The organism is Chloroflexota bacterium (assembly GCA_013152435.1).
Lineage (GTDB): Bacteria > Chloroflexota > Anaerolineae > DUEN01 > DUEN01 > DUEN01.
Genome location: JAADGJ010000024.1, coordinates 1 through 26719, shown reverse-complemented (window position 1 = coordinate 26719; position 26719 = coordinate 1). Strand labels below are relative to the sequence as shown.

At 64.5% G+C, this 26719-nt stretch carries 20 protein-coding genes; 13 read left to right on the top strand and 7 right to left on the bottom strand.

Annotated features, from left to right (window positions below; translation table 11 throughout):
* The first annotated feature begins 71 nt into the window (after positions 1-71).
* Positions 72-929: a M55 family metallopeptidase gene (locus GXP39_03270; protein NOZ27059.1), complete on the top strand. Its 858-nt coding sequence runs from the start codon at positions 72-74 to the stop codon at positions 927-929.
* Positions 930-978: 49 nt separating this feature from the next.
* Here the strand turns inward: GXP39_03270 and GXP39_03265 are convergent, their stop codons facing one another.
* On the bottom strand, positions 979-2166 hold the full coding sequence (locus GXP39_03265) for a M28 family peptidase (protein ID NOZ27058.1): 1188 nt from the start codon (positions 2164-2166) through the stop codon (positions 979-981).
* Between the two features lie 138 nt (positions 2167-2304).
* On the opposite strand from GXP39_03265, the gene GXP39_03260 reads away from it, so the two are divergent.
* The 7 genes from GXP39_03260 (at position 2305) to GXP39_03230 (ending at position 9475) form a co-directional block, all read left to right on the top strand.
* Positions 2305-2514: a hypothetical protein gene (locus tag GXP39_03260; protein NOZ27057.1), complete on the top strand. Its 210-nt coding sequence runs from the start codon at positions 2305-2307 to the stop codon at positions 2512-2514.
* Between the two features lie 78 nt (positions 2515-2592).
* Entirely contained in the window at positions 2593-3591 is a 999-nt protein-coding gene (locus GXP39_03255; GenBank protein NOZ27056.1) for a DUF2090 domain-containing protein, read from the top strand.
* Positions 3592-3804: 213 nt separating this feature from the next.
* A complete protein-coding gene (locus GXP39_03250) occupies positions 3805-4821 on the top strand; it encodes a galactitol-1-phosphate 5-dehydrogenase (GenBank protein ID NOZ27055.1) in 1017 nt (338 codons plus the stop codon).
* A gap of 9 nt (positions 4822-4830) precedes the next feature.
* Complete coding sequence (locus GXP39_03245; GenBank protein ID NOZ27054.1) at positions 4831-5793, top strand: carbohydrate kinase family protein; 963 nt, start codon at positions 4831-4833, stop codon at positions 5791-5793.
* 342 nt (positions 5794-6135) lie between these two features.
* A complete protein-coding gene (locus GXP39_03240) occupies positions 6136-6924 on the top strand; it encodes a creatininase family protein (GenBank protein ID NOZ27053.1) in 789 nt (262 codons plus the stop codon).
* Positions 6925-7554: 630 nt separating this feature from the next.
* Entirely contained in the window at positions 7555-8712 is a 1158-nt protein-coding gene (locus GXP39_03235) for a hypothetical protein (protein NOZ27052.1), read from the top strand.
* A gap of 25 nt (positions 8713-8737) precedes the next feature.
* The gene (locus GXP39_03230; protein NOZ27051.1) at positions 8738-9475 is read left to right on the top strand and encodes a metallophosphoesterase family protein; all 738 of its coding nucleotides are present in this window, start codon (positions 8738-8740) and stop codon (positions 9473-9475) included.
* Between the two features lie 166 nt (positions 9476-9641).
* Here GXP39_03230 and GXP39_03225 read toward each other — a convergent pair whose 3' ends face one another.
* The 6 genes from GXP39_03225 to GXP39_03200 all read right to left on the bottom strand — a co-directional run bounded on the left by GXP39_03225 (position 9642) and on the right by GXP39_03200 (position 17447).
* Positions 9642-10130: a hypothetical protein gene (locus GXP39_03225; protein ID NOZ27050.1), complete on the bottom strand. Its 489-nt coding sequence runs from the start codon at positions 10128-10130 to the stop codon at positions 9642-9644.
* Positions 10131-10624: 494 nt separating this feature from the next.
* On the bottom strand, positions 10625-12013 hold the full coding sequence (locus tag GXP39_03220; protein NOZ27049.1) for a hypothetical protein: 1389 nt from the start codon (positions 12011-12013) through the stop codon (positions 10625-10627).
* A gap of 51 nt (positions 12014-12064) precedes the next feature.
* The gene (locus GXP39_03215) at positions 12065-12958 is read right to left on the bottom strand and encodes a carbohydrate ABC transporter permease (protein NOZ27048.1); all 894 of its coding nucleotides are present in this window, start codon (positions 12956-12958) and stop codon (positions 12065-12067) included.
* Positions 12959-12992: 34 nt separating this feature from the next.
* Entirely contained in the window at positions 12993-13928 is a 936-nt protein-coding gene (locus GXP39_03210; GenBank protein ID NOZ27047.1) for a sugar ABC transporter permease, read from the bottom strand.
* A gap of 140 nt (positions 13929-14068) precedes the next feature.
* Positions 14069-15424, bottom strand: coding sequence for an extracellular solute-binding protein (locus GXP39_03205; GenBank protein ID NOZ27046.1), 1356 nt, complete (start codon positions 15422-15424; stop codon positions 14069-14071).
* Positions 15425-16340: 916 nt separating this feature from the next.
* Positions 16341-17447, bottom strand: coding sequence for a hypothetical protein (locus tag GXP39_03200; GenBank protein NOZ27045.1), 1107 nt, complete (start codon positions 17445-17447; stop codon positions 16341-16343).
* Positions 17448-18284: 837 nt separating this feature from the next.
* On the opposite strand from GXP39_03200, the gene GXP39_03195 reads away from it, so the two are divergent.
* From GXP39_03195 to GXP39_03175, 5 genes are all read left to right on the top strand, one after another.
* On the top strand, positions 18285-20441 hold the full coding sequence (locus tag GXP39_03195; GenBank protein NOZ27044.1) for an RNA-binding transcriptional accessory protein: 2157 nt from the start codon (positions 18285-18287) through the stop codon (positions 20439-20441).
* The gene (locus tag GXP39_03190; GenBank protein NOZ27043.1) at positions 20438-21130 is read left to right on the top strand and encodes an NUDIX domain-containing protein; all 693 of its coding nucleotides are present in this window, start codon (positions 20438-20440) and stop codon (positions 21128-21130) included. The genes GXP39_03195 and GXP39_03190 overlap by 4 nt, the downstream gene beginning before the upstream one ends.
* A gap of 222 nt (positions 21131-21352) precedes the next feature.
* Positions 21353-23077 carry a serine/threonine protein kinase gene (locus tag GXP39_03185; GenBank protein ID NOZ27042.1) on the top strand — a complete coding sequence of 575 codons (1725 nt, stop codon included), beginning with the start codon at positions 21353-21355 and terminating at the stop codon, positions 23075-23077.
* Positions 23064-23678, top strand: coding sequence for an FHA domain-containing protein (locus tag GXP39_03180; GenBank protein NOZ27041.1), 615 nt, complete (start codon positions 23064-23066; stop codon positions 23676-23678). The genes GXP39_03185 and GXP39_03180 overlap by 14 nt, the downstream gene beginning before the upstream one ends.
* A 286-nt stretch (positions 23679-23964) precedes the next feature.
* Positions 23965-26719: DUF11 domain-containing protein (locus GXP39_03175; protein ID NOZ27040.1), on the top strand; the 2755-nt coding region annotated here is incomplete at its 3' end.

The following is a 26719-nucleotide window of genomic DNA, read 5'->3' as shown; positions in this document are numbered from 1 at the left end:
ATTCTGAGCTATATTCCCCCGCGCCAGATGCAACATGGGCGAGCATCCGGCCTGACCAAGGAGGAACTTCGATGAGGGTCCTGATCTCCGTGGATATGGAGGGGGCATCCGGGATCGCCACCGCCCGGGAATGTGGATATCCGAGGAATCCCGTGGGGGATCCGGAGGCCAATCCGGACTATCTCATCGGGCGCCGGTGGCTGACGGGCGACGTGAACGCGGCCGTGGAGGGTGCTCTCGACGCGGGCGCGACGTCTTTCGTGCTGCACGATTCGCACGGGCTCGACTATCGCAATGTCGTCCTCGACGAGTTGCACCCGGCCGTCGAGGTGGTGCGCGGCGCGCCCATCATCTTCTTCGAGTTGGGGGATCTTGACGACTCATACGACGCCGCCTTCCTGATCGCGATGCATGCTCGCGCCGGGCGGCGGGCTTTGCTCAGCCATGTGCTCAGCTGGCCGCTGCTGCGCGAGGTGCGCGTCAACGGCGAGCCCGTGGGCGAGAGCCAGATCACCGCGGCGCTGGCCGGGCACTTCGGCATCCCCACGGTCCTCATCACCGGCGATGATGTGGTATGCGAGGAGATGAGAGCCTCGACCGGCGGGCAGATCGAGACGGTGGTGGTGAAGCACTCCCTCTCGCGCTACGCGGCGCGTTGTTTGCCGCTCTCCGCCGCCCGCCAGCGCATTCGCGAGGCTGCCTCTCGCGCGGTGAAGCGCGTCGGCGAGATAGAGCCGCTTTGCTATACCCCGCCCATCACGTTGGAGGTGGACCTGAACGATCGGCAGGTGGCTTGGTACATCTCCTGGATGCCGGGGGTGCAGTACAACGGCGATCGCACCGTCGCCTACACGGGCGACGACTTCCTGACCGTCTACCGGGCGCTGATGGCCATGTTCTGGATCGCCACGTCCCGGCTGAATCCGTGAAGGTCATCCCCGGATCGTCGCCAGGATGACCGCAATCGGGCGGCGCTCGTCACGCCGTCCGATCGAGTCGCTGGAGCATTTCCCAGGCGAACTCGTGGACGCGGCTCAAGCAGTCCGGCTCGATCTTATCCACGGTGTCAGACATCTGGTGCCAGTGGACGGCGCCGATGGCCTCGCGCGGCAGGGCGTCTATGGTAAAGGCGCGAAAGCCTCGCTTGAGCAAGAGGGCGGCATCCGTGTAGGCGACGCCCGGGTGTTCGAAGGCGCGGAGCTCGGGTCGATCGGCGGCGATCTGCCGGGCGATGGTCAGCAGATCCGGGTCCACCGGGTGCTTCCGCAGAAGCCCATCGCTGGGCAGGAAGCCGGGATCGCCGGCTCCCACCTGATCCAGGGTGATGAAATAGGCCTGGCGTAGCTCCTCCGGATGAGCCTCGACCAGGGCCGCTGCGCCGTAGCACCCCAATTCCTCGCAGCCGTTGGGCACCAGCCAGACCTCGGTGTGTCGCAGCGGCTCATGGATCAGTCGCTCCCCCAGCGCCAGGACGGTGGCGGCGCCGGAGGCGTTGTCGTTGGCGCCGGGACTGAAGGGCGTCCTATCCGCGTGGAGGCACATCACGAAGGCGAAAAGTGGCATAGCAGCGGCCAGCCCGGCTATCCAATGCAACCACGTCCAGCCGGTCACAGCCAGCAGCGCGTACGTCACGGCTCCGACGATGAGACTGATGAAGGTTCCGCCCACTGTGGTGGTGAACAGCTTATGCCAGAGGGTCGAGCTGTAGAAGATAGGGGTGCGATGGGTATCCAGATGGCCCAGGAGTACAACCCGGCGGCGGGGCTCCTCCCTGGCGGACACCACCCCCACAACGTTTTGGCTCAGCCCCATGGGCAGCAGCCGGCGCATCCAGTTGTCGGTGAAGTCCAGCTCCGCGAACATGCCCCAGGCCCCCAGGGCGTTCAGGAGGGCGGCCAGGAGCGCGGCCGCTGGATGGCGGGTGACCGCGTAAAGGAGGCCTCCCAACAGGGCCACGCCAAAGGCCAGAGCGAAGGGCCGGTACGAGGAGCGAGCAGAGCGAAAGGGTTCCAGCCGGGCGTCGACCCCCAGATCCCGAAGCACGTCGCGGGCGTACTCTGCTGCCTGACGCTCCTGGGGCGTGGTGGAACCTCGAGGGCCGATGACCTCGGACAGGTGCCGGATGTGCTTGAGCGCGATGGGAACATAGGTCTGGGGCTGGGTCATCTCAACCTCCACTGGAGTCCGAAAGGTGGTTTATTATAGCACGAGCGTGCGGCGGAGTTCGACAGTTCCATCTGCAACGTTGGATCGTGATCCCTCGTTTGTGCTTGCTGGGCCCGCGTGCTATCATGATGACGCCAGATGAGGGGAAATAAGGACCTCTCCTTATGTGTTCATCCATCGTGGGTGTTCGGCGGCCTTCGCAGATCGAGGAGACGACGGCTGCTGCTGGCCAGGGGCTCTCGATGGGAGCTCGTGCGGATCGACGCGGTGCTGGGGGAGCGGGAGCGGGCCCTGGCACAAGCGGGGCGGCGGGCTCCGGATGTCCGGGATCACGTCGTTGTGGAATAGTCCGGGACGGAGGATCGTCATGAAGGCAAGGGCCTGCCATCACAGGTGCAGGCCCATTTCTTACGTTAGGAGGAGACTGTGAGGGACTTGATGATTGGCAAGGTGCGCGGGCTGCAGGTCACATCTTCGCCCAGGGGGGTGTTCACCATCCTGGCGCAGGATCATCGCGGCTCGTTGCGTCGGCTCATCGGCCCATCCGACCCGACATCGGTGTCGGATGAACGCTTGGTGGCCTGGAAGCGTCGCATCGTGGGAGCGCTGGGGGGCCGCGCCAGCGCGGTGCTGCTCGACCCGGAGTACGGCGCCGCGCAGTGCATCGCCTCGGGGGACTTGCCGGGGCATGTTGGACTGCTGGTCTCGTTGGAGGAGACCGGCTACGAGGGCGATCCCCTGGCGCGGGAATCACGCCTGATCGAGGGGTGGTCCGTGGCCAAGGTCAAGCGCATGGGCGCGTCGGCCTGCAAGCTGCTGGTGCATTATCACCCGGATGCGAGCACCGAGGCCCGGCAGCGAGCCATGGTCGAGAAGGTGGCGGAGGCCTGCCGTCGCTATGATATCCCGCTCTTCCTGGAGCCGGTGTCCTTCAGCATCCAGCCGGGGGTGAGCAAGGACTCGGACGAGTTCGCCCGCGAGCGGCGGCGCGTGGTGGTGGAGACGGCCCGTCGGCTCTCGGGCATGGGCATCGACGTGCTCAAGGCGGAGTTTCCGGTGGATCCGCTGCGGGAGCAGGACGAGCGGGTCTGGCGAGAGGCGTGCGAAGAGCTGACGGCGGCCTCTGCGGTGCCGTGGGCGCTGCTCAGCGCGGCCGTTCCCTTCGATCTGTTCGAGCGCATGGTGGCGGTGGCATGCGAGGCTGGGGCCTCCGGTTTCATCGCCGGGCGGGCCATCTGGATCGACGCGCTGCGCGTTCCGGAGTCGGATGTGGACCGCGTGCTGGGCGAGGCGGCCGATCGGCTGACGCGCCTGAGCGCTCTGGCCGATGAGAAGGGCACACCCTGGTATGAGCGACACCCACTGGGGCAGACCATCGCGGATCAGGTGCAGGTAGGCTGGCACGCGGCCTATGGAGAGATGTGATGGCTTGGTGGCCAGCCATAATATAGCGGGTAAGAAACTACATGCCGAAAGGGGTGGATCGAAGGGGTGGCCGCCCCTCCGATCCACCCCATACGTGTTGCGCCCCGCTGTGCCCTGCAGTCCCGAGAGCAGATCGGGGATTCATGGTTTCGGATAGAGGTTTGGGCGTAATCGGCGTACCGTTGCTTTCCATTTTCGATTGAGGGAGATCCTATGAAAGCGTTGGTTTATACGGCTCCCCGCCGGATGGAGTTGCAGGACCTGCCGCGGCCGGAGCCGGGCCCGGGCGAGGTCCTGATTCAGGTGGAGGCCGCGGGGATCTGCGGTTCGGACGTGCATGGCTTTCGCGGCCTAAGCGCCCGCCGCAAACCCCCGCTGGTCATGGGGCATGAGTTCACCGGCCGGGTGGCCGCGCTGGGCCCCGGCGTAGACGATCCCCCCGTGGGACAGCGGGTGGTCGTCAACCCGCTGCTGCCATGCGGCACGTGCGAGCTGTGCCTCTCCGGTCGTGGCCACATCTGCCCGAATCGCAAGCTCATCGGCATGGATCGGCCCGGCGCCTTCGCCGAGTATGTGACCGCTCCCCGTCAGTCCGTGTTCCCCCTGCCCGAAGGGATGAGCCCAGTCCTGGGCACCATGGCCGAGGCGTTGGCGAATCCCGTGCATATCATTCGACATAACGTATCGGGCCTGGTGCAGGGCGTGGCCATTGTAGGGGCGGGGACGCAGGGGCTGCTGGCGCTGGAGATGACCCGGCTGGTGGGCATCTCGCCGCGCATCATCACCGATGTGGAGCCGTATCGGCTGGAGGTGGCCCAGCGCCTGGGGGCGGAGGTCGTTGTGAACGCCCGTGAGCAGAACCCGGTGGAGGCCGTGCGCCAGGCCACCCGGGGGCGCGGCGTCGATCTGGTGATCGAGGCGGTGGGACACAACGCAACGCGGGGGCAGGCCATCGCCATGGCCGCCCCGGGCGGTCGCATCGTCTTCCTGGGGCTGCACGAGGTGATGTCGGAGCTGGATTGCCAGGCCATCGTCGCCCAGGAGCTCACCGTGCATGGCTCCTACGCCTACTCGCCCCACGACTTCCTGACGGCGCTGGACCTGCTGGCCAGCGGCCGGGTGGAGGTCTCGGCGTGGCTGGAGGAGGCTCCTCTAGCTGATGGGCAGCAGGTCTTCGAGACGCTGGCCGATCGGCCCGGCCGGCTCATCAAGGTGGCTCTCATCCCATAGGAGGCGGTCATGCGGCGCTACGATGTCCTCGTGATCGGCGAGATCAACGTGGATCTGATCCTGCGGGCCGACGAGATCACGCCGGTCTTCGGACAGGAGAAGTTGGTGGACGATTGCGAGCTGACCATGGGGAGTTCGTCGGTGATCGCGGCCTGCGGCATGGCTCGACTGGGGCTGCGCACGGGCTTCTTTGGCCGGGTGGGCGACGACGAGTTCGGCCGCTTCATGCTGCGGGAGATGGCCGCGCGCGGCATCGACGTGTCGCCGGTGATCGTAGACGATGGCGTGAAGACGGGCATCACGGTGAGCCTGTCGACGCCTCGGGATCGCGCCATGTTGACCCATCTGGGCGGATCCATTGATGGGCTGGAGGCGGGCGACGTCCCCCTGGATCTATTGGGGCAGACGAGACACATCCATGTGGGCAGCTTCTTCCTGCAATCGCGGCTTCAGCCCGGGCTGGCGGGCCTCTTCGCTCAGGCGCACGCGCGCGGTGCTACCACGTCGTTGGACGTGGGATGGGATGTGCACGAGCGATGGGATGGCGGGTTATGGGATACGCTGGCGCATACCGACGTGTTCCTGCCCAATGAGGTCGAGGCCGCGCATATCACGGGACTCGACGACGTAGAGGCGGCGTTGGAGCGCCTGGCGGGGCGTGCGGATATCGTGGCCGTGAAGCTGGGGGCGCAGGGCGCCATCGCCCGCCGCGGCGGTGAGGTGGCGCGAGCGCCGGTGCTGCCGGTGGAAGTGGTGGACACCACCGGCGCGGGCGATTCCTTCAACGCCGGGTTCATCTACGGCTTCCTGCATGGGTGGCCGTTGGAGCTGGCCCTGCGCTTGGGTACGGCGTGCGGATCGCTGTCCACGACGAAGGCGGGCGGCACGGCCGGGCAACCCACGTTGGAGGAGGCGCTGTCCGCGCTGCGCGCCGCGGGCGTGGACCTCTCCGCCATCGATGTCGATGGTTGAAAGCGGCAGGGACGCGGATTTGTGTCCTTGGTGTGTCTGAGAAAAGCCGTTGCTTCTGCTATGGGGAGGCCCGGGGAAGCGAAGTCCCTCCGGGAAAAGCCCTTCTTCCGTCTTTGACCTGCCCCTCTCGGCTTGGGCCTCCGGAAAAGGCTGAGAAAGGCAGGTGCAGTCCGGAAAAGTGAGTTTTCCGTGGAGGGGAAGTCTCTTCCACATCTTCCCCTGTGGAGCTGGTGTCTGAGGGAGCCCTCAGACACCTTACCGGCGAATTTTCAGACACGCCTTGAGCGAAGACCACGGGTTATTTCCTTAACATACCTTCCTTAGCGCGTTGGAGGATTCATCATGCAGTGGGAACAACTGACGGGCGGCGAGTTCGAGGCGGCCGTGGAGAAGGCGGCCGGCGTGTGTGTGATTCCCATCGGCGTGATCGAATATCACGGGCCTCATCTCCCGCTGGGTACGGACTCCTTCACCGTTCACGCCCTGGCCTGTGAGGCGGCGCGTCGGGAGCCGGTCATCGTGTTCCCGTCCTATCACTTCGGTGTGAACACGGAGACGAAGCACTTCCCCGGCGGGATCGTCGTCAAGGATCACCTGCTGTTCGAGCTCCTGGAGAACGTATGCGATGAGATCAGCCGCAATGGGCTGAAGAAGATCGTCCTGCTCAGCGGGCACGGCGGTAACCGCTTCTTCCTGCCGCTGTTCGTTCAGCTCATGCTCGATAAGGGGAAGGATTACACGCTTTACTTCGTGCGCGGTGTCAGCGCGCCCGAGGTGCATCGTCAGGTGATGGAAACGGAGGTGCATGGCCACGCCTGCGAGTGCGAGACCAGCATGGCGCTCCATCTTTACCCGCAATTCGTGAAAATGGAGGCGTTGGACCCAGAGTCTCAGTGGACGCCGCAGAATCGGCTTGGCGAGCTCGGCGAGCGGCTATACACGCCGGCCGATTGGTTCAGCCGCTTCCCAGAACATTGCGCGGGCGATCCTCGGCCGGCCACGGCCGAGAAGGGGAAGGCGCTATTTGAGGCGTTGGTGGCCGAGTTGGCGGAGATCCTGAGGGCCGTGAAGGAGGATCGGTCGGCGCCGGAGGTCTATGCCGCTTTCAACGAGCGTATCTACCGCCGTTAACTGAGCATCTGAGGAATGCCGTTGCTTCTGCTGTGGGGAGGCCCAGAGGGGCGAAGCCCCTCCGGAAAAAGCCTTTCTTCTGCCTTCGACCTGCCCGGCCTCGACCCGAGTCCTTCGGAAAGGGCCGAGAAAGGCAGGTGCAGGCCGGAAAAGAGGGGTTTTCCGTGGAGGGGAGGATCCCTCCACACCTTCCCCTGTGGATCTGGTAGCTGAGGGAGCCCCCCAGACACCTTGCCGGTAAATTTTCAGACACGCTCTAAGCGTTGTTAGCCCTCAAAGATGCGCACGGTGCCGCCGTGTCCCATGGGTATCAAGTTGAGCGATACGGGAGCGTGGTCCCGCATCTCTGGAGTGGCTCGGAGGGGCTTTCCTTCCGCACCTCCCCTTTCAGGTGCGGCCGCCCGTGGAGGGGGAAAGCGACAGGCGGGGGCCTCGCCCATGCTGTTCAGTTGATGCGAATAGGGCCGGCGCCGCCGTGCCCCCGGACTTTGGCCTTTTCCTTTGATGGCCCAGATACACGGCTTTCTTTGCAGCACTGCTCTGTGTCTTGTGCGGATAGCGGAGGGCAATGCCCTCCGTTACCCGAGAGACCAAACTTTAGGACACGAGGGATCGAGGAGGGTTGGGGATATGCCGATCCGAGGCCGGACTTCTGTGATGACGGAACGGGAGCGATTTCGGGAGGCATTGCTCTTCGGCAAGCCGGATAAGGTCCCCTTGCAGCCGGGTAGCCCTCGGGAATCCACCCTGGCGACCTGGCATCAGCAGGGGCTGCCGGAAGGGGTGGACTGGTATGATCACCTCATGGAGCTCCTGGGGATCGAGCGCGAGCCCACCAAGCCACGGATCGATCCGGGCGTCTCCTTTAAGATGATCCCCGCCTTTGAGGAGAAGGTGCTGGAGCACCGTGACGGTCACTACATCGTCCAGGACTGGATGGGGGCCATTACGGAGATCTCCGACAGGTACGACTACACCTATATCCGCTCGCCCAAGGACTTCGTCACTCGCAAGTGGCACCGGTTCCCCGTGCAGAGCCGTCAGGACTGGGAGGAGCGGATGCGGTGGCGTTATGATCCGCGGCACCCGGAGCGGTTCCCCCCTGACTTCGAGGAGCGGTGTCGGGCGTTGCGGGAGCGGGATTACCCCCTCCAGATCACGGTCAACGGCCCCTTCTGGCAGCTGCGGGAGTGGCTGGGCTTTGAGAACCTGTGTGTGCTCCTGATCGACGACCCTGACTTCGTGCAGGAGATGATCGACTTCTGGACCGATTTCGTCCTGCAGACGTTGGAGCCGATCCTGGAGGGGGCGGAGCCGGACAGCATCATGATCTCCGAGGACATGGCCTATAAGGCGCACAGCATGATCTCCCCGGCCATGGTCCGCCGGTTCCTGCTGCCGACGTACAAGAGGTGGGTTCAGGCCATCCGGTCCAGCGGATGTCCCATCGTCAACATGGACTCGGATGGCTACATCGCGGAGCTGATCCCCATCTGGATCGAGGCGGGGATCAACTGCTGCAATCCGGTCGAAGTGGCGGCCGGGAACGATATCGTCGAGTATCGGCGTCGGTTTGGCAGGCAGATGGCCTATATCGGCGGGATCGACAAGCGGGCCCTGGCCGCTGGCGGCGAGAGGATGCGGGCAGAGGTGATGCGGGTGGTGCCGCCGCTTCTGGAGGATGGCGGTTTCATCCCCGGCTGCGACCACGGCGTGCCCCCGGATATCTCCTGGCCGAACTTCGTGGAGTATACACGCCTCCTGGCCGAGCTGACGGGGTGGCTGTGACGATCGGGGAGGGGAGGACAGGCGTATGCGCATCGCGATCATCTCCGATATCCACGGCAATTTGGTCGCTTTGGAGGCCGTCCTGGCCGACCTCGAAGCCCGGCAGGTAGGTGAGGTCGTGTGCCTGGGCGATGTGGCCGCGTTCGGCCCCCAGCCGCGCGAGGTGATTGCACGGCTGAGGGAGTTGAACGGCTCCGTCGTCATGGGGAATACCGATGCCTGGCTTTTGAACCCACGCCCGCATCCGGTGAGGGACGAGGATTCTCACAAGGTCACGGAGATCGAGTTGTGGGGTGCGGAGCAGCTCTCACCGGCCGACCTGGATTACGTGCGCACGTTTCAGCCGATGATTGAGATATCCCTCGGCGACGAAGCGAAGCTTCTCTGTTTTCACGGCTCTCCGCGGTCGGATCGGGATGTGATCGCCCCTGCGACGCCTGAGGAGGACTTAGAGCGCATGCTGCGCGGCTTCCAGGCGACGGTGATGATCGGCGGGCATACGCATACACAGATGTTCCGCCGTTATGGGGATGCGATCTTGATGAATCCGGGCAGCGTAGGCTTCCCCATTGAGCGGGACCTGGCGACGGGCCGGGTGCGCAATCCTCCGTGGGCCGAGTACGCCGTTGTCACTCGAGAGGGGGAGGCCCTTGGCGTGGAGTTACGACGCGTGCCGGTTGACGTTGAGGCGATCCGCCGGGCGGCGCTGGACAGCGGCATGCCACACGTGGAGTGGTGGATGGAGGGTTGGGATAGGGGATAAATGGTGAAGCCTCGGGCATCTCTGGGAGCGTGTCTGAGAAGTCCCGTTGCTCCTGCCATGAGGAGGCCCGGAGGGGCGAAGCCCCTCCAAAAAAGCCCTTTGAATTTTCAGACACACTTGGTGCGCTCTGCCCGGCAGGGCGTGACCATCCGTCGGCGGATCGAAGCTATAGCAGTCGTTCCATCTCCCGGAAGCGATCATCGTCCATGCGGTGAGGTTGTACCTCGTCCTCCAGGACCTCTTGCAGCACGCGGTCCAGGGAGAGCCGATTGAGGTACGCGGTGCGGCCCATCACCTCGAACACGGCCGGCTGGTCCTGTCGCAAGGAGAAGCGCAGGTTGACCGGATAGTAGTCCCTCTGCAGCGGCTTGCCGAGCCGGTCTTGCCATCCCACCCGGGAGACCACATACCAGGTGAACTGGCCCGTGGGCCCTTCATCCTTGCCCTCGAAGTAGATCTCGAAGCGACGGCGCCAGGGAGCCCAGATCCGGCGGGGCCAGCGCTCCTCCCCGAAGGCGATCAGCGCCTCCACGACCATCGGGCTCAGGCGTAGGGCCTCGGCCAGGCGGCTGCCATAGGGCACACGGCCCTCAAAGGGCTCCCAGGGCGGGCGTTTCGTGCGGGGCCAGCGTCGTCTCCTCCACCGGGTCGTCATGAGAGATGTCCTCGTCTGCATTTCTTGACACATTGTATCTCAGTTAGGCCTCGCGGGCAAAGGAGCGGCGGCTTCGGGAGGCGGCGGGGGCGATCCGCCGGGTCGCTCCATGCGCATCGATGGAGCTGCCTAACAGCACGGGTAGGACCCTCGCTGGCCATTGGTTCCCTTTAGGCGCAGTTGCTCGAAGTGGCGTTGTGGGAGCTCCTGCTGGTGGAGCATGGGATCTCCTGCAGGTGGAGCGTGGGAGCTCCTGCAGGTGGAGCATGGGAGCTCCACCTGCTTGGAGAGGGTATGGCGGGCTGCTCCCCTTCCCAGAGATATTCCTTCATTCGATCGATGGCTTTTGGCCCCACGAGGCGGGGAGGGGGATCGCTTGCATGGAGGCCTGTGGAGGCTGCCCCGCCCGGCGGGACGGCTCAAGATTTGCACAGGCCCCAGATCATCTCTGGGGCCTGTGTGATCCGCTGATTTGGGATGGGAAACGGAGCGATCTACCAGAATTGTGGCAGATACTCGCGATATGTCTGCAGGTAATCATCCAGGACCTGTCGGGCCACGTCCAGGTCGGTGATGACGGGATCCAGCAGCAGGCACTGCAGGGCGGCCTGGCGATCGCCGTTCACGGCCGCGTCCACACACAGCCGGGCGACGGTGATCTCACGACGGCATAGCTCGGCCACAGGCTCCGGTAGCGCGCCCACGCTGATCCCTCGCACGCCCAGGCCGCTGACCAGCCCCGGCACCTCGACGATGGCGCCCTCCGGCAGGTTGCTGATGAGCCCCTGATTCGGGACGTTGACGGCCAGGTGGTAGTGGTTCCCGGCCCCGGCGATGCTCTCGATGATCTCCAGCGCCCCCTCGCTATCGGCATCGTGCAGCCGATCGAGGCTCGTCTCCCCGTCCGCCATGCGGGCGATGACCTCATGGAGGTTCTCGCGCCGCTCGTCCCACAGGTCCCAATCATACAGGCTGATGTCGTATTTCTCCCACGGCTTGGTGATGGGGTCGCTCACCCAGGGCAGGTACTCACAGAGGTGCTCGTCCCCGGGGATGGGGAACAGCCTCATGGCCTCGTACACGCGCCGGGTGAGCGGCTCGAACGACGGGTCCAGCGCGGCCCAGCGCTCGGCGAAGAGGGGATAGAGGTCCTCGCCGGTGCGCTTGTCTCGCACGTCCAGCATCCAGGTGAAGTGATTGAGGCCGGCGGCCTTGATATCGATCCGCTTCATGGCCTGCCGCGCCACCTCGATCAACGGCGGCCAGGTCCTCGGGTCCGCGTGGGTGGAGACGACCCCCTCGGGGACCTCGATCCCCAGATCCTCGGCCAGGGCGTACCCGACCATGCCGTATCCGGCGTGGATCTGGTGGCATAGCCCCACCACCTTGATCTTGCTATATCGGGCGATGGCGTCGCAGATGCGGATCATCGGGTTGGTAAAGTTGATGTACCAGGCGTCGGGACACGCCAGCTCCATGTCACGCACGATCTCCATCACCGGGCCGATGTTCCGGGCGGCGTGTGCGAAGCCGCCCGGGCCGCCGTTCTCCCCGTAAGGCTGGCGCACGCCGTACTTGAGAGGGATCTCGTAGTCCGATCGCCATAACTCCTCTCGGGGAGGGACCTCGATGGCGGAGACGACGAACTCGGTTCCTTCCAGGGCCTCCGCGTGGTGCGTGTGCGTGGTGATCGTCATCTGGGCGTCCCACTCCCGGTTCAGGCGTTGGGCCAGCCGGGCCACCAGATCGAGCGTCTCCGCATTGCGATCTACCAGCGCGAGCTGGCTGCCGTGCAGCCGTTCGCTGCGCATGAGGGCGGCCAGCGTGTTGAGCCCGAAGGCGGCGCTGCCTGCGCCGATGACAGTGATCTTGGTCGGTAGCATGTGAACCATCTCCTATCGAAAGGCAGGATATTGGAACTGTGGGCGGCTGGATCAGCCCTTCACGGCGCCGCTGGTCAGCCCCTCCAACAGGTAGCGCTGGAAGGCCAGGGCCAGCAGGATAGGCGGCAGGGAGGCGATCACGCCCACAGTGCTCATGAGCCCGTAGTCCACGGTGAATCGGCCGATGAACTCCGCCAGCGCCACCGGCATCGTCTTCGAGGCCAGGGTGTTGGTCAGCGCCAGCGCGATCATGAACTCGTTCCAGGCGCCCAGGAAGGCGAACACGCCAGTGGCGAACAGGCCGGGCGTGGAGAGCGGGATGACCACCCGGAATAGCGTGCCGATCTGGGAGCAGCCATCGATCATGGCCGCATCCTCCAGATCCTTGGGGATCGTCTCAAAATAGCCTCGCATCATCCACACGATGAACGGCAGGGTAAAGGAGCAGTAGACGATGATCAGCGTGATGCGACGATCCAGCATGTGCAGACGGCTGCCGATCAGGAAGAGCGGGATCAGGATGGCGATGCCTGGCAGCATCTGAGTGAAGAGCAGGATGAAGACCAGCCGGTCCTTGAATGGCATGTCCAGCCGGGCGAAGGCGTAGGCGGCCATGGACCCGGTGACCAGGCACAGCAGGGTGACGCCCAGGCTGACGACCAGGCTGTTCCATAAGGCGACCTTGAATTGATAGTTCACGCCGGCCGTCTGAGGCGTGGCGGCGATGATGGCCTGATAGTTCTTAAAGGTAGGATGGCGCGGGATCCAGCGCAGCGGGATCGTGAGCAGGTCGGTCAGCGGGGTGATGCTGGAGATCACCAGCCAGACGACCGGGGCGAGGGTATACAGCACAACCAGCAGGACCAGGAAATACAGGATAATCCCTCGCAGCAGCTTGCGTTGGCGTCTGGAGAGCCGTGGTCGGGAGATCGCTGTCGTGCTCATCGTGATCTGTGCCCCCTTGGTGTGGATCGGCGGCCTAATAGGACACTTCCGTGCTCAACAGGCGATAGTAGATGATCACCAAGCCCAAGATGATCAGCGTCAGAACGTAGGACATGGCCGCGCCCAGTCCGATGTTCAGGAACTTGAATGAGTTGATGAAGATGTAATAGCTCACCACCTGTGTCGAGTTGGCCGGGCCGCCGCCCGTGAGCACGTAGACGATGTCGAAGATCTTGAAGGTAGCGATGGTCTTCAGCACGGCCATGACCAGCGTGATCGGCGTTAGCAGCGGCAGGGTGATGTTGCGGAACGACTGCCACGCGCTGGCGCCGTCAACGGTGGCGGCCTCATACAGATCTCGCGGGATCGTCTGCAGGCCGGCCAGGTATAGCAGGATGGCGAAGGGGGTCCCCTGCCATAGGTTGGCCAGGATCAGCATGTGCAGCGCCAGCGTGGGGCGGGACAGCCACGGGATATACTCCTGAATGAGCCCCAGTTGTTGGAGAAGCGCATTCAGCGAGCCGTAATCGGAGTTGTAGATCCACTTCCAGAGGAGGCCGTTCACCGTGCCCGGCAACACGTAGGGGATCAGGATCAATGCCCGTACGATGCCGCGCCCGGCGAAGCGCTGGTTGAGCAGCAGGGCGATGGCCAGCCCCAGCGGCATGCCCACGAAGATGTCGTACAGGACGAAGTAGGCAGTGCGTAGCAGCGCCTGCCAGAACTCTTTGTTCTGTAGAACCTCGACATAATTGTCAAATCCCACGAACTGCGGCCCGATGGCCGGCCGGGTGACGTTCATGTCGTGGAAGGTGATGTAGATGGAGTAGACCAGTGGGTAAACCAGTGTGACGAAGACGATGAGGAAGCTGGGCAATACAAGCAGGATCCCGAATTGCCGCTTGCTCAGGCGCAACCCACGATGGGCAGGAAGGCGTGGTCTGGGGTCCCTTTTGGTCTCTGATCGCATGGCCATCCTCGACATGAGGTGATCGGCGGGTGATGGTCCATTCTCGCGCGTCGCCGCGCAGGAGCGTGACGGACATGAGGGCCTGAGAGGCGGTCTCGCGTTCTCAGGCCCTCGCCGGCATTTCTGGCTTCAGAGGGGCGCTAGCCCTTCTTGGACTCGAACTTCTCCTTGATCTCCAGCGTCTTGGCGACGGCGTCGTCCAGGGCCTCCTGTGGAGACTTCTTGTCGGTCAGCGCGTTCTGGAGCTCCACCTGGAGGGTGGTGGAGAACTCGTAGTACCAGGGGACGCGCGGCCGGTTGACCACATGCTTGGCCTGCTCCAGCATGAGGTCGAGGCCGGGGATGGCCTCCAACACCTCCGGATCCTTGAACAGCGAGGCCCACCCGGGGACGATGCCCGCGCCGATCGCGTTGCGCTTGGCCCCCTCACGCCCGGCCCGGAACTGCAGATAGGCCCAGGCGGCCTCCTTATGCTTGGAGCCGGAGGAGATGGCCAACCCCATGGGGCCGGAGCACGTGGCCGTGTGCTGTCCGTCATAGGAGGGCAGCAGGCCGATCTGGCACTGCCCCACGACCTTGGAGATCTCCGGGTTGTTGAGCGGGATCAGGGGCAGCCCCCACTTGAGGAAGTAGGAGATATCACCTGCGTAGGCGGCGTCGTCCACCTCGCGTTCGGACCAGGTGAGCGAGGCGGGGTTGGTGATCTTGTACTCGTAAATGGTGTCTCGCATAAACTGGAGCGCGTTCACAGCGCCCTCGCCGTTGAACAACGGGTTCTGGTCCTCGTCGAAGAACTGCCCGCCGAAGCTGACGGCCAGGGCGACGAAATCGCAGATGATCGCCTCACCCTGCAGCCAGGACCAGGCCGTGGCATACTTGGGGACCACGCCTTTCTCCTGAAGCGTCTGGCAGTCCTTGACGAACTGATCCCAGGTCGTGGCGAGCTCGCTGATCCCCGCCTTCTCCAGGTGCGCCTCGTTGTAGACGAAGGATTTCCACTCGGAGATCCACGGCAGCCCATACCATCGGCCCTTGTACATCATCCCGTCGGCCGCGAAGGGGAGCAGGTCCTGCTTCATCTCGTCGGTGACCCAGTCCGTGATATCCAGCACCCAGCCGGCCTCCACGTACTCGGGGACCTCGATGCAGTCGATGACGAAGAAATCGTACGCGGAGCCGCCCGTCATGAAGGCCGTGGTGAGCTTCTGTCGCTGCTCGCCATACGGGACCGTGGTGACGTTCACCTTGGCGCCGTACTTCTCCTCGAACAGGGCGTTCTCCTTGGCTTCCCACCCCGTGGGATCAGGGCCGCCCAGGGTGTTCAACGTGATCCCCTCGAAAGGCTTTCCCTTGGAGACCGCCGGTGCTTTAGGGGCCTCGGCCGGTGCGGGGGCTGCGGGCGGTGCACAGGCAGCCACATAAGCGGCGGTGGCGCCGGCACCCAACAGCTTCAACATCTTGCGGCGGCTGATACGTTTGTTGGAAAGCGCGTCCATCGAGTCACCTCCTGTAGAGATAGGAGTCGTGAGATGAAATCGACGAAGGGATCAAAAGGGATTCGCTCTCACCTCCTTTCCGATCGTGGTTGGTCGCGCTCGCGAGGGTAGGAGGGTGGTCGGCGCGATGGCGAGCGCGCTTTCGAACGGGTCACGAAGGCACAGATCGCACGGATGCGCGTGTGTGATGCGAAGATTCGCTCATCGAGCATTCCACTCGGAAGGCATCCCGCTGTGCCGGGGGAGAGAGGCATCGCCATGACCCGGCAAGGGGACTCGATGGAAACGATACATGAGCGGATGAGGCTTTTCGACAATCTTACCCGGTCGCCTCGGTCATTATAGCATCCGGCCGCGCGGGTGTCAATGATTTTTCTGGGAGGATCAGGGCTTTTCAAAACTCAGACACCTGCCCCTGAAATCCCACCGTAGGGGCGCCCCTTGTGGGCGCCTGAGGCAGCCACAAGGGCTGCCTCTACAAGATCTGAGGCGTATTGGGTAGGGGCACAATGCCGTTGCGTCTATTCGCATCAACTGAACAGCATGGGCGAGGCCCCCGCCTGCCACCTTTTCCCCTCTACGGGCGGTCGCACCTGAAAGGGGAGGTGCGGAGGGAAGCTTCTCTGCAAAGGAAAGCTGCCTCTCGCCTTTGCCCGTCTGGTGGGGGCTCCGGCCGGCATCCGGCTCCACGGGGCCGGTAAAGGGCTGAGGGTGAGCTTCGCCATCCCGGGGAGGCAGGGCCACGCCTTCGTATCGCTTAAACCGATGCCTGTGGGAGGGAGACCCTCCGGGTCTCCCCGTGGCGGGGGCAGCGGGAGTGTTCGGACGCGCTTCGAACCCGTAAAATCCGACGAGCCGCCCGTGTTGGGCGACTCGTCGGCTACGATATCAATAAGGGCTGCGATCGTCTGATGGTTTACTGCGCCAACATGGCGCCGAGAGCGTCGGCCGTGATGAACGTGGCGTTCTCGGGAGCGCTGAAGGAGAAGTTCTGGTTGATCTGATCCAGCGTGATCTCGAAGTGCAGCTTCGCCGTGGCCGGCTCGGAGGCCTCACCCGAGGCCATCCCCATGAGGGCGTTCAGGTCGACCGCCACGTTGAGGTCAACGGCCACCTTGCGCAGGAGCTGGTCAGCCGTCCCGATCCATTGGGTCACGTTCATGGTGACCTGGGTGTGCTCGAGCACCGCCGGCACCATCTGCCCGGCCATGAGCAGGCTGGCGTCCTGGCCGGCTGCCCCGGCCGCCTCCAGCGTCTGAGCGAGCAGGTTTTGGAACTCCTCGGAGGACAGCAGCGGGTTGAGGTCCACGGTGAGTTGGAAGGGGGACATCGTCTCGCCCATCATCTCGACGTCGGGTTGGCGCACGTAATCCACGACGAAGGAGGGTGTGGGCAGGATAGACGTCATGTCCATGGTGATCATGCCGGCGCTCATACCCAGCAGCCCCATGGCCGCCATGGGGCCCATCCCGGCCATGCCCATCATGCCCTTCATAGCGGGAGCGCCCTCAGACGCCTGCTCCATCTCCTCCATCATGTTCATCGCCATCATGCCCAGTGAGACGACATCCGCCGCCTTCATGCCCACCCACTGGCCGGTGACGGGGTCGGTCCAGTAGCTTGTGCCGTCCACGTATCGGATGCTGATCGGCGTGGTGACCTCTTGTGCCCCGTTGGAGGAGGTGATCGTCATGTTCAGCATCAGGGAGGCGGCGGCGAAGGGGTCTTGCAGCGCCGCGGCCAGATCGCTGGAGACGGGGCCGTCGCCCTCCGCCTTCAGGACGAAGTCGGGCTGGCCTGATTGCCCCATCCATCCACTCAAGGTGATCTCCAGCTGAGACGTCTGGTGGAAGGAGCTGACATGCACACCGGTCTTGGTCAGGGCTTCCGTCAGGAAGGCGCAATCATCCGGCGAGAGATTGAAGCACTGGGGGGGAGCGGCGTCTTCCGCCTGGACGAAGGGCGCCAAAGCCAGGGCTACAGCAAGGAAGAGTAGCACGGGAAACAGACGGGTTCTCATCATCACCTGCCCTCCTGGTAGATAGTCTGACGTGGGGTGCCAGTCCACTACCCACTTGCTCCGATAGTTCCTCAGATGACCTGGAGACTGGCCCAGGGAAAGCCCGTTCGGATTCGTCCGCTGCCGATGTCCGTCAACCAGTCACTGAGATACCAGGATCCCGTTGGGAATGGAGGCGCAAGCCTTTCCGGCGGGGAAGGCCCGGCGTGTCGGGAAGGACTATGGCCTGCGAGGCAGATGCCTTTTCCCTTAACCTTAGTATATCAGCCAATGGCGGGAGTGGCAACTACCAAAAGTGGAAAGAAACGGGTTTTCCTGTGAACTTCCTTCTCCTGAACCCGGGAGAAGGGGAGCTCAACGGTGGGTGGTGAGGCGCGGTGGGCAACGCCGTGTGCCGAAGGGAAGCCAGGAGGGTGCACGCAGGCACAACATCTTGTCGTACCTCATGGGGCCAACTTTACGTCGCATGACACATGCCGAGTCCCTTCCGCTGGCGCCCATTCCGTAGATGGGCCTGGCATCGCGCGCTTTGCACCTCCCGCGCTCTGGCGCTATACTCGAGCGGAGGGGGCCGCTCGGGGGATACCGGACCGGTCCCGGCAAAGCCCTTCTTTTGCCCTCGACCTGCCTGGCCTCGGCCTAGGCTCTTCGGGAAGGGCCGAGAGAGGCAGGTACAGGCCGGAAAAGTGGGATTTCCGTGGAAGGGAGGATCCCTCCACACCTCCCCCTGTGGAGCTGGTCGTTGAGGGAGACCCCTCAAAACATCTTGTCGGTAAATTTTCAGACACGCTTTCAGACCGATGATGGGAAAGGATCTACGGGCGCATGGACACATCGCAGATCGCGGAGAGGATCGCCCATGAGTTGGGCGTGCGGCCGGCCCAGGTTGCCCGGGCCATCGAGCTGTTGGACGAGGGGAACACGATCCCCTTCATCGCCCGGTATCGTAAGGAGGCCACGGGCACACTGGACGAGGAGCAGCTACGGACGATCCAGGCGCGTCTGGCCTATCTGCGCAATCTGGAGGCTCGCAAGCAGACCGTCCTGGCCTCCATCGCCGAGCAGGACAGGCTGACGCCGGATCTGGAGGAGAGGATCCGGGCCGCCGAGACGCTGCAAGAGGTGGAGGACCTGTATCTGCCCTACCGGCCACGGCGGCGCACCCGCGCCCAGGTCGCCCGGGAGCGCGGCCTGGAGCCGCTGGCTCGGCGCCTGCTGGCCCAGGAGGCGGATGCTCCCGATCCGGCCGCGCTCGCCGCCGAGTTCCTGTCCGACGAGGTTCCCACCGTGGAGGACGCGCTGGCGGGCGCCCGCGACATCATCGCCGAGCAGGTGAGCGAGGACGCGGACGTGCGCTCGATGGCGCGTGCGAGCACCCGGAGGGAGGGGATGCTCGTCAGCCGGCTGGCCAAGCCCGGGGCGGATCCCGCGGGCCAGTATGAGGTCTATCACGAGTTCCGGGCGCCGTTGGGGGATCTGAAGCCGCATCAGGTCCTGGCCATCAATCGGGGGGAGGCGGAGGGCGTGCTCAAGGTGCGCGTGGAGGCCCCGGATGACCTGATCCTGGGGCGCATCGAGGCTCGCTATCTCACCCGGCCGCGTTCGCCGGCGGCGCGAGAGGTGCGTGCGGCCATCGAGGACGCGTACAAGCGTCTGATTGCGCCCGCCATCACCCGGGAGGTGCGCAGGGCGCTGACCGAGGCCGCGGATGAGCACGGCATCCAGGTCTTCGCCACGAACCTGCGCAACCTGCTCCTGCAGCCGCCGATCCGGGACAAGGTCGTCATGGGGATCGATCCCGGGTATCGGACCGGCTGCAAGGTGGCAATCGTGGACCCCACGGGCCGTTTCCTGGAGGGGGATACCATCTATCCCCACGAGCCTCAGCGGCAGTGGGACGCGGCCAAGCGGCAGCTCGCCACGCTGATCGCCCGGCACGGCGTGGACGCCATCGCCATCGGAAACGGCACGGCCAGCCGGGAGACGGAGCAGTTGGTCGTGGAGTTGCTGGGCGAGCTGGAGGAGCACGGCGTGGAGAAGTCGGACGTCGGCTACGTGATCGTGAACGAGGCCGGGGCTTCGGTCTACTCGGCCTCTCCGCTGGCTCGGCGGGAGCTTCCGGATCTAGATGTGGCCATGCGCGGCGCGGTGTCCATCGCCCGCCGGCTGCAGGACCCCCTGGCGGAGTTGGTCAAGATCGATCCACGCAGTATCGGCGTGGGGCTGTACCAGCACGACGTGGATCAGAAGCGGCTGGCTGAGGCGCTGGACGCCGTGGTCGAGTCCGTGGTGAACTACGTGGGCGTGAACGTGAACACGGCTTCCCCCGCGCTGCTGGGCTATGTGGCCGGGATCCATCGCCGCGTCGCGGAGGCCATCGTCGCCTACCGGGATGAGCATGGACCGTTCCGCTCCCGGGATGAGCTGAAGCGGGTGCGAGGGTTGGGGGATAAGGCGTTCCAACAGGCCGCCGGCTTCCTTCGTATCCCCGACGCGGAGAACCCGCTGGACGCGACGCCCATCCATCCCGAATCGTACGAGGCCGTGCGCCGGCTGTTCCGGTGGATGGGCGTTCACGGCCGCGAGCGGGACATGGCCGAACGCATCGCCGCCTTTCGGGCCGAACATCCGGATGAGGATGTCGCCGTCCGGATCGGCGTCGGCGTGCCCACGCTGCAGGACATCTACGAGGCGTTGAGCAAGCCGGGACGTGATCCCCGGGACGATCTGCCGGCGCCCATCCTGCGCCGGGACGTGCTCTCCATCGACGATCTCAGGGAGGGGATGGTGTTGCGGGGGACGGTGCGCAACGTGGTGGACTTCGGCGCGTTCGTGGATATCGGCGTGAAGCGGGATGGGCTGGTGCATGTGTCGGAGATGGCGGAACGGTATGTGCGTGATCCATACGAGGTGGTGAGGGTGGGGGATGTGATCGATGTGAAGGTCATCAAGGTGGATCGGGAGCGGGGCCGGATCAGTCTGAGCATGCGGATATGAGCAGAGAATTGCCGTTTCGTTGGAGGGAGAGGCTGGACGCCGATCGGGCGCGGGCGATCCGCGCGGAAGTGCTCTCTCAGGCCGCGGTGGACGATTGGACCGCCGTGTGGGCGGCGCGGCTGGGCCGGGATCCGACCGATGAGCGTTTCGATGTGTGCGATGAGGCCGGACGGCCCACAGGAGTCACGGCGCCGCGCTGGCTCTGTCATCTGCTGGGATTGCGCCATCGGGCGGCCCACGTGCTCCTCCTGGCGCCCAACGGGCTGTTCGTCCTGCAGGTGCGCAGCCATGAGAAGGCGGAGTGGCCGGGGCTGGTGGACGTCTCCGTGGGCGGGCATCTGCGGGCGGGCCAGGGGTACGCGGAGGCCGCCTGGCGGGAGATGGAGGAGGAGCTGGGTGTGATCCCCGAGATGCTGATGCCGCCGGGGCTGGTGCCGGTGGGGGGACCGCAGCCGGGACAGGATGTCGATCCCCGCCGGCCGGAGATGTGGAACCGGCAGTTCAACCAGCTCTACGTGGCCCGGCTGACCGCTGAGGGCCTGGCGGACGTGCGCTTTCGGGATGGCGAGGTGTGCGCGCTGTATCTGTGCGATGAGCGCGAGGTCGAGCGGCTGGTGGAGACGGGGGCGTGTGCCCCTGGGCTGGCCCATGCCTGGCCCATCTACCGGGAGCATCAGGCCCTTGGCTAGCGGGCGACTTGCGGGGCGCCCCTGCTGTATCCCTTGAAGCCTCCCCGCGGCAATGCCTACCGGGAAGGGTATACCGATCCTGGCCGTCATGCCCTTGTCAGCCGGGCGGCGGCATGATAAAATCGAAAGTGCAACCAACACTTTTCGCTTCTCGGCCTCGTTCTGGGTGCGGGATATCTCCTGTTCCCCTCCTCGTTTCCACAAAGAGAGGAAAGATCCCCCATGGTCGATCTGAGCGGCAAGACGCTCGGCAAGTACCGCCTCCTTGAGCGCCTGGGCTCTGGCGGTATGGCTCAGGTTTACAAGGCCTATCATCCCCAGCTTGATCGTTACGTCGCCGTCAAGATCCTCCACCCCCATCTGACAACCGAGGAAGGCTTCCTTCAACGCTTTCGGCGGGAGGGTCGCGCCATCGCGGCCCTGCGCCATCCTCACATCGTGCAGGTGTACGACCTGGATGTGGAGGACGATCTCTGCTACATCGTTATGGAGCTGATCGAGGGTATCAGCCTGAAGCGGTACCTTCAGCAGTTGGACCGTGAGCAGCGGCTCATGCCCCTGTCCGAGGTGGCGCACCTGTTCGATGGACTGTGCGGCGCCCTGGCCCACGCCCACAGCCACGGCATGGTTCATCGAGACATCAAGCCGTCCAACATCATTTTGCGGCGGGAGCGGGCGCAGGAGGAAGGCGAGGGCGGCCCGGGTTGGTCGCCTGTGCTGACCGACTTCGGCATCGCCCGGGTCATGGAGGCGACCTGGAGCACGACCAGCGGTGCCACGCTGGGGACGCCCGCTTACATGTCGCCGGAGCAAGGACAGGGGGAGCCCGGCGATGCCCGCAGCGACATCTATTCCTTGGGCGTGCTTCTCTATCGGGTGCTCACGGGGCGGCTCCCCTTCGACGCTGACACCCCCTACGCGGTGATCCTCAAGCATATCAGCGCGCCCCTGCCGGCCCCGCGAAAGGTGCGCCCGGATCTGCATCCGGCCCTGGAGCGGGTTATCCTCAAGGCGCTGGCCAAATCGCCGGACGATCGATTCCAGACGGCGACCGAGTTCGCCGACGCGCTGCGCCGGGCCACCGATCAGGCGACGGAGGCGGAGCGGGCGACCGTCGTCGAGTCGCCTTCTCCGCAGGTTTCGAGGCCGTCCGGTCTCGGGTGGCGTTGGGGGATTGTGGCTGCTGTCGTCCTCTTGTTCGGCGTGGCGGGGGCTGTCGTATGGTGGGGCTTGGGTGTGGGCAAAGGGCCGCCGCTCGCTCCTGTGGTGAGGCAGCCCGCCGTGTCGTCGGAGGCGACGGCGACCGCCTTGCCCGCCAAGTCGTTCACATCCCCGCTCTCGTTTACCTCTCCCCAGCCCACCCAGGCCCCGCTTGAGACCGCTCGGGTGATCACCCGGGTGCAGAGCTCGCCCGCCCTGGTGGATGCCTGGATCGATCCCGACCTTCCCGACGAGAACTTCTTCGACGCGGGCAAGGTGCATTTGCAGGGGCCGTCCACCCCGGATCGGGTCCTGTTCGGCATCGATTGGGACGCGCTCGTTCCCGAGGGGGCGCGGGCGGTCACCGCCACGCTGGAGGTGTATCTGGTCCCCTGGGGTGAGGAGAATCGCTTCGCGTCCCTATCGGCTCATGCTATCCTGACGCCCTGGGATGCAACTACCGTCACCTATCGGACGCCCTGGAGCGCTGCCGGCATGAAGCCGGGCGTCGATTACACCGCCGATCCGCTGGTTGAGGTCGATCTGACACCCTGGCTGGCCGAGGAAGGATGGCTTCTGCTGGATATTACCTCCCTCGCTCCGGCTCATCGCGAGGGGCCCAATCACGGCGTGATGTTGCGGCTGACCGATGATAGCTTCGGGATGTCCCATTTCTGGGTCTATACATCGGAGTACCAGGATCCCGCCTTGCGACCTCGATTGACCATTGCGTATGAAGGACCGTGATGGTCCCCGTCTCCCTTCCCTGTGCTGGGAGGCGGGGCGGTACGAGCTATCGTCTGATGTTTGTACGATCGGACGCGCCGCGGATAACGACGTGGTGTTGCACGATCCGTTGGCCTCGCGTGCGCACGCTGAGTTGCGTCGCCGGGATGAAGGGTGGCTGCTGTACGACCGGGGCAGCACCAATGGCACGTATCTGAACGGCAGGCGCGTGATCCGGCCGGAGTTTCTGTGCGACGGCGATGAGATTCGCGTCGGCCGGACCACGCTTACGTTCGTCGATCCCGAGGCCACTCTGCATACTGGCTCGATCCCTCGGGTGGTGTATGACCGTTCCACCGGCGATCTGTGGGTGGATCGCCGGCCGATCTCCCTCTCGCCAAAGGAGCGCCTGCTGTTCGATTTCCTGTATCGGCATGCCGGCGTTCCGCAGAGCAAAGACGCGATCGCTGCGGCCGTCTGGCCCGAGTACCGGGCGGCGGTGTTTGACTATCAGGTGGAAAGCCTGGTGAAGCGGCTGCGAGAGAAGATCGAGCGTGATCCCCGCAACCCTTCCCTGCTCCTCACCGACCGCGGGCGCGGCTACCGACTGAACCTGCCTTGAGCTCTTCTCGCCTCGCCATAGGGCCTTTTCCCCTTTGTTGATCCCTCCCATGCCGAAGGCAATACCACACACAACGTTGCCATCGCAACCGCCCACGATTGAGTTCCCTTCTCCCGGGCTCGGGAGAAGGGGGTCTGGGGGATGAGGATCGTCTGTTCGCAAATTGTTGGCGGATTGCTGGCTGGCTGATAGGCAGCCTTGGCGCTTTCTCGTGAAGTTGTAAGAAGAGGGAATCTGCTTTGCCATGTCCGGCTATCTATCGTCAGGAGCAGAGGAGGAGAAACCTATGAACCGTCGAAAGCTTTCCCTCATGGCGATCGCGATGGGGCTGCTGCTGGCTGCCTTCGCCGCGCCACGTGTCGCGCCCGCGAGCCAAGCCTCGCCGCGGGCGCAGGTGGTTCTGGAGCCCGTGACCATGGCCTGGGTCTCCAGCGCGGAGCCGGATGTCAACTTCGGCGGCCGGGGATATGTCTGGGTGGGCTACGGTCACGGGACCGGGGATACCCTCAGCGCCCTGCGCGGCCTGGTGAAATTCGACCTGAGCGGCGTCCCCTCGGACGCCGTCGTCACCGAGGCCCGGCTTTACGCCACCATCATCGATGCCCAGGGACCGCCAGATCACTTCCTGTACTGCCCGGGGCGTCCCAGTGTGGCATGGGATGAGACTACCGTAACCTGGAATAGCAAGCCGGGGATGTTGGGTGGCTCCCCCTGCATCGACCTCAGCGCGACGGCCGGACAGATCGCCTGGGACGTGACCACCGCCGTGCAGGAAATACACGGCGGCCTTGTGCCCAACGATGGCTTCTACCTTGTGCGCATGAACGACGAAACCGATCCCCAGGAACACGCCCGACTTTTCCACAAGCTATCCCTGGTCGTCCGCTACGAGGTCTCCACACCCACAACCACCCCTGCCCCCCTGGTGGAGATCACCAAGTCCGACGACCCCGACCCCGTCGCTCCCGGCGGCGAGGTGCATTACACGATCACCCTGCGTAATCCGACCGGGGAGGTCATTTCTCGGCTGCTCGTGCGCGATACCATCCCGGCGAGCACGACTTTCGTCGAGGCAACGGACGGTGGTGTGTTCAATGGAGATCGCACCGTGGCCTGGCTGATTCAGAACCTGCCGGCGGGTGGCACTCGATCGGTCCGGCTCACGTTAAGGGTTTGGCCGAACGCCCCCTCCGGCGTCGAGCTGACCGACACGGCGTCGGTTACCTACCGTTGCTCTGCAGAGGCCGGCAGTTTAGAGAATGACGTCTGCTCACAAGAGACATCGGAGACAACGTTGGTGAGCGATCAGGCTCAGATGCTACCGACCTCAACGTCCACTCCTGTGTCCTGCCTGCCCGACGAGGCAGGCGATGACATCGTGAATGCCACCGAGTTTCCCTCCGGGGTCAGGGGCGTTCGGGCCTCGATCTGTCCCTCCGGCGATGAGGACTGGTTCAAGTTCCTGGCCCACGAGGGTGACCTCATCATGGGCCGATTGTATAACCTCCCGGCGAATTACCAGGTCGAGCTCTGGTGGGTGGACGGCTCCCGCGTGGCGACCTTTACATCCGATGGCCTGGCCGATGTGCCGTTCTCCTGGCGTGTGGAACCCGGGCGGGATGGCTGGTGGCGAGCGCGCGTGTGGAGTCCTGACGGCGCCTTCTCACAGCAACCCTACTCCCTGATGATCTGGACCCGGGCGTCCACACCGGTACCCACGCTCACTCCCACGCCGACGCGAACCACCACACCAACCCGTACACCCACACCGACGACCCCCGTCAGGATCAACCTGGACATCGAGAAGACGCTGATCACCAGCGGGCCGATCACGCCCAATCAGGACGTGGAATATCGCATCACCGTCCGCAACTCGAGCGATACACCCGCCCGCCAGGTGATCGTTTGGGATATCCTGCCGCGTCACGCGACCTTCGTCTCCGCCTCGCCGGAGGCCACGTACGATGGGGACCGTACGGTCACCTGGCCGACCCAAGATCGGCTCAACCCGGGCGCTCAGGTCACGTATCGGCTGACCCTGCACGTTACCTCCGACACGCCTGACGGTTACGTGCTGAGCAACTGGGCCGAGGTGCGGGCAGAGAACGCCTACCAGACTCAGGACGACGCGAGCGTGACCATCAGCGGCCGGCCTCCTCAGCTTCACGTGAGCAAGCGCACGATGAGCCTACCCCCTCGCGGCGGCGAGGATTTCACCTACGAGATCACCGTCAGCAATGAAGGCGAGGGGCCGGCGTACAACGTCGTCGTGTGGGACGAGGACCTGCCAGCCCCCTTCGTCTCGGCCGACCACAACGGGAGTTACGACTCATCTACCCACAAGGTAACGTGGCCGACGATCCCAACCCTGAACCCCGGCGAGTCGCGGACCTATCATCTGACGGTGCACTTCCCGGATGACATCGCGCATAACAGCATCGTCACGAACAAAGCCTACGCCGACGCGGACAACGCCGGCCGGGCTCAGGCGACATCTTCTGGGAACGTGTGGAATCCGCCGGACCTGATCGCCGATGCGTTGGAGGTCACCCAGGGCGTCCAGGACCTGAACAACTCCGTCGTGCTCATCAAGGGTAAGCGCACCTACGTGCGGTTCCATGTCCACAGCGATCATGGCAATATCTCCGGCGTCACCGCCCGGCTGTGGCGATGGGCCGACGGCCGACGTCTGGAGCCCGGACTGGCTCCCAGCAACTCGGGCGGCACGATCACGATCGTTCCCAACCCGGATCGGGCCGATCTCAACGATAGCTTCTACTTCGAGTTGCCCGATAGCTGGGTCGACGAGGATCTGATCGCCGGAACCCAGGTCCTCGAGGCCGAGGTCAACTACGATGATGCTCTGGCCGAATCAAACGACGGCAACAACGTGGCCCGAACGGGTGTGCTCCACTTCGAGGACACGCCGCCGCTCAAGGTGCGCCTGTATCGCGTGGCATATCGGGACGATAACGGCCACCTGCACACCACGGACAGTTATCACTACCCGTATATCGAGAACTGGCTGCGCCAGGCTTACC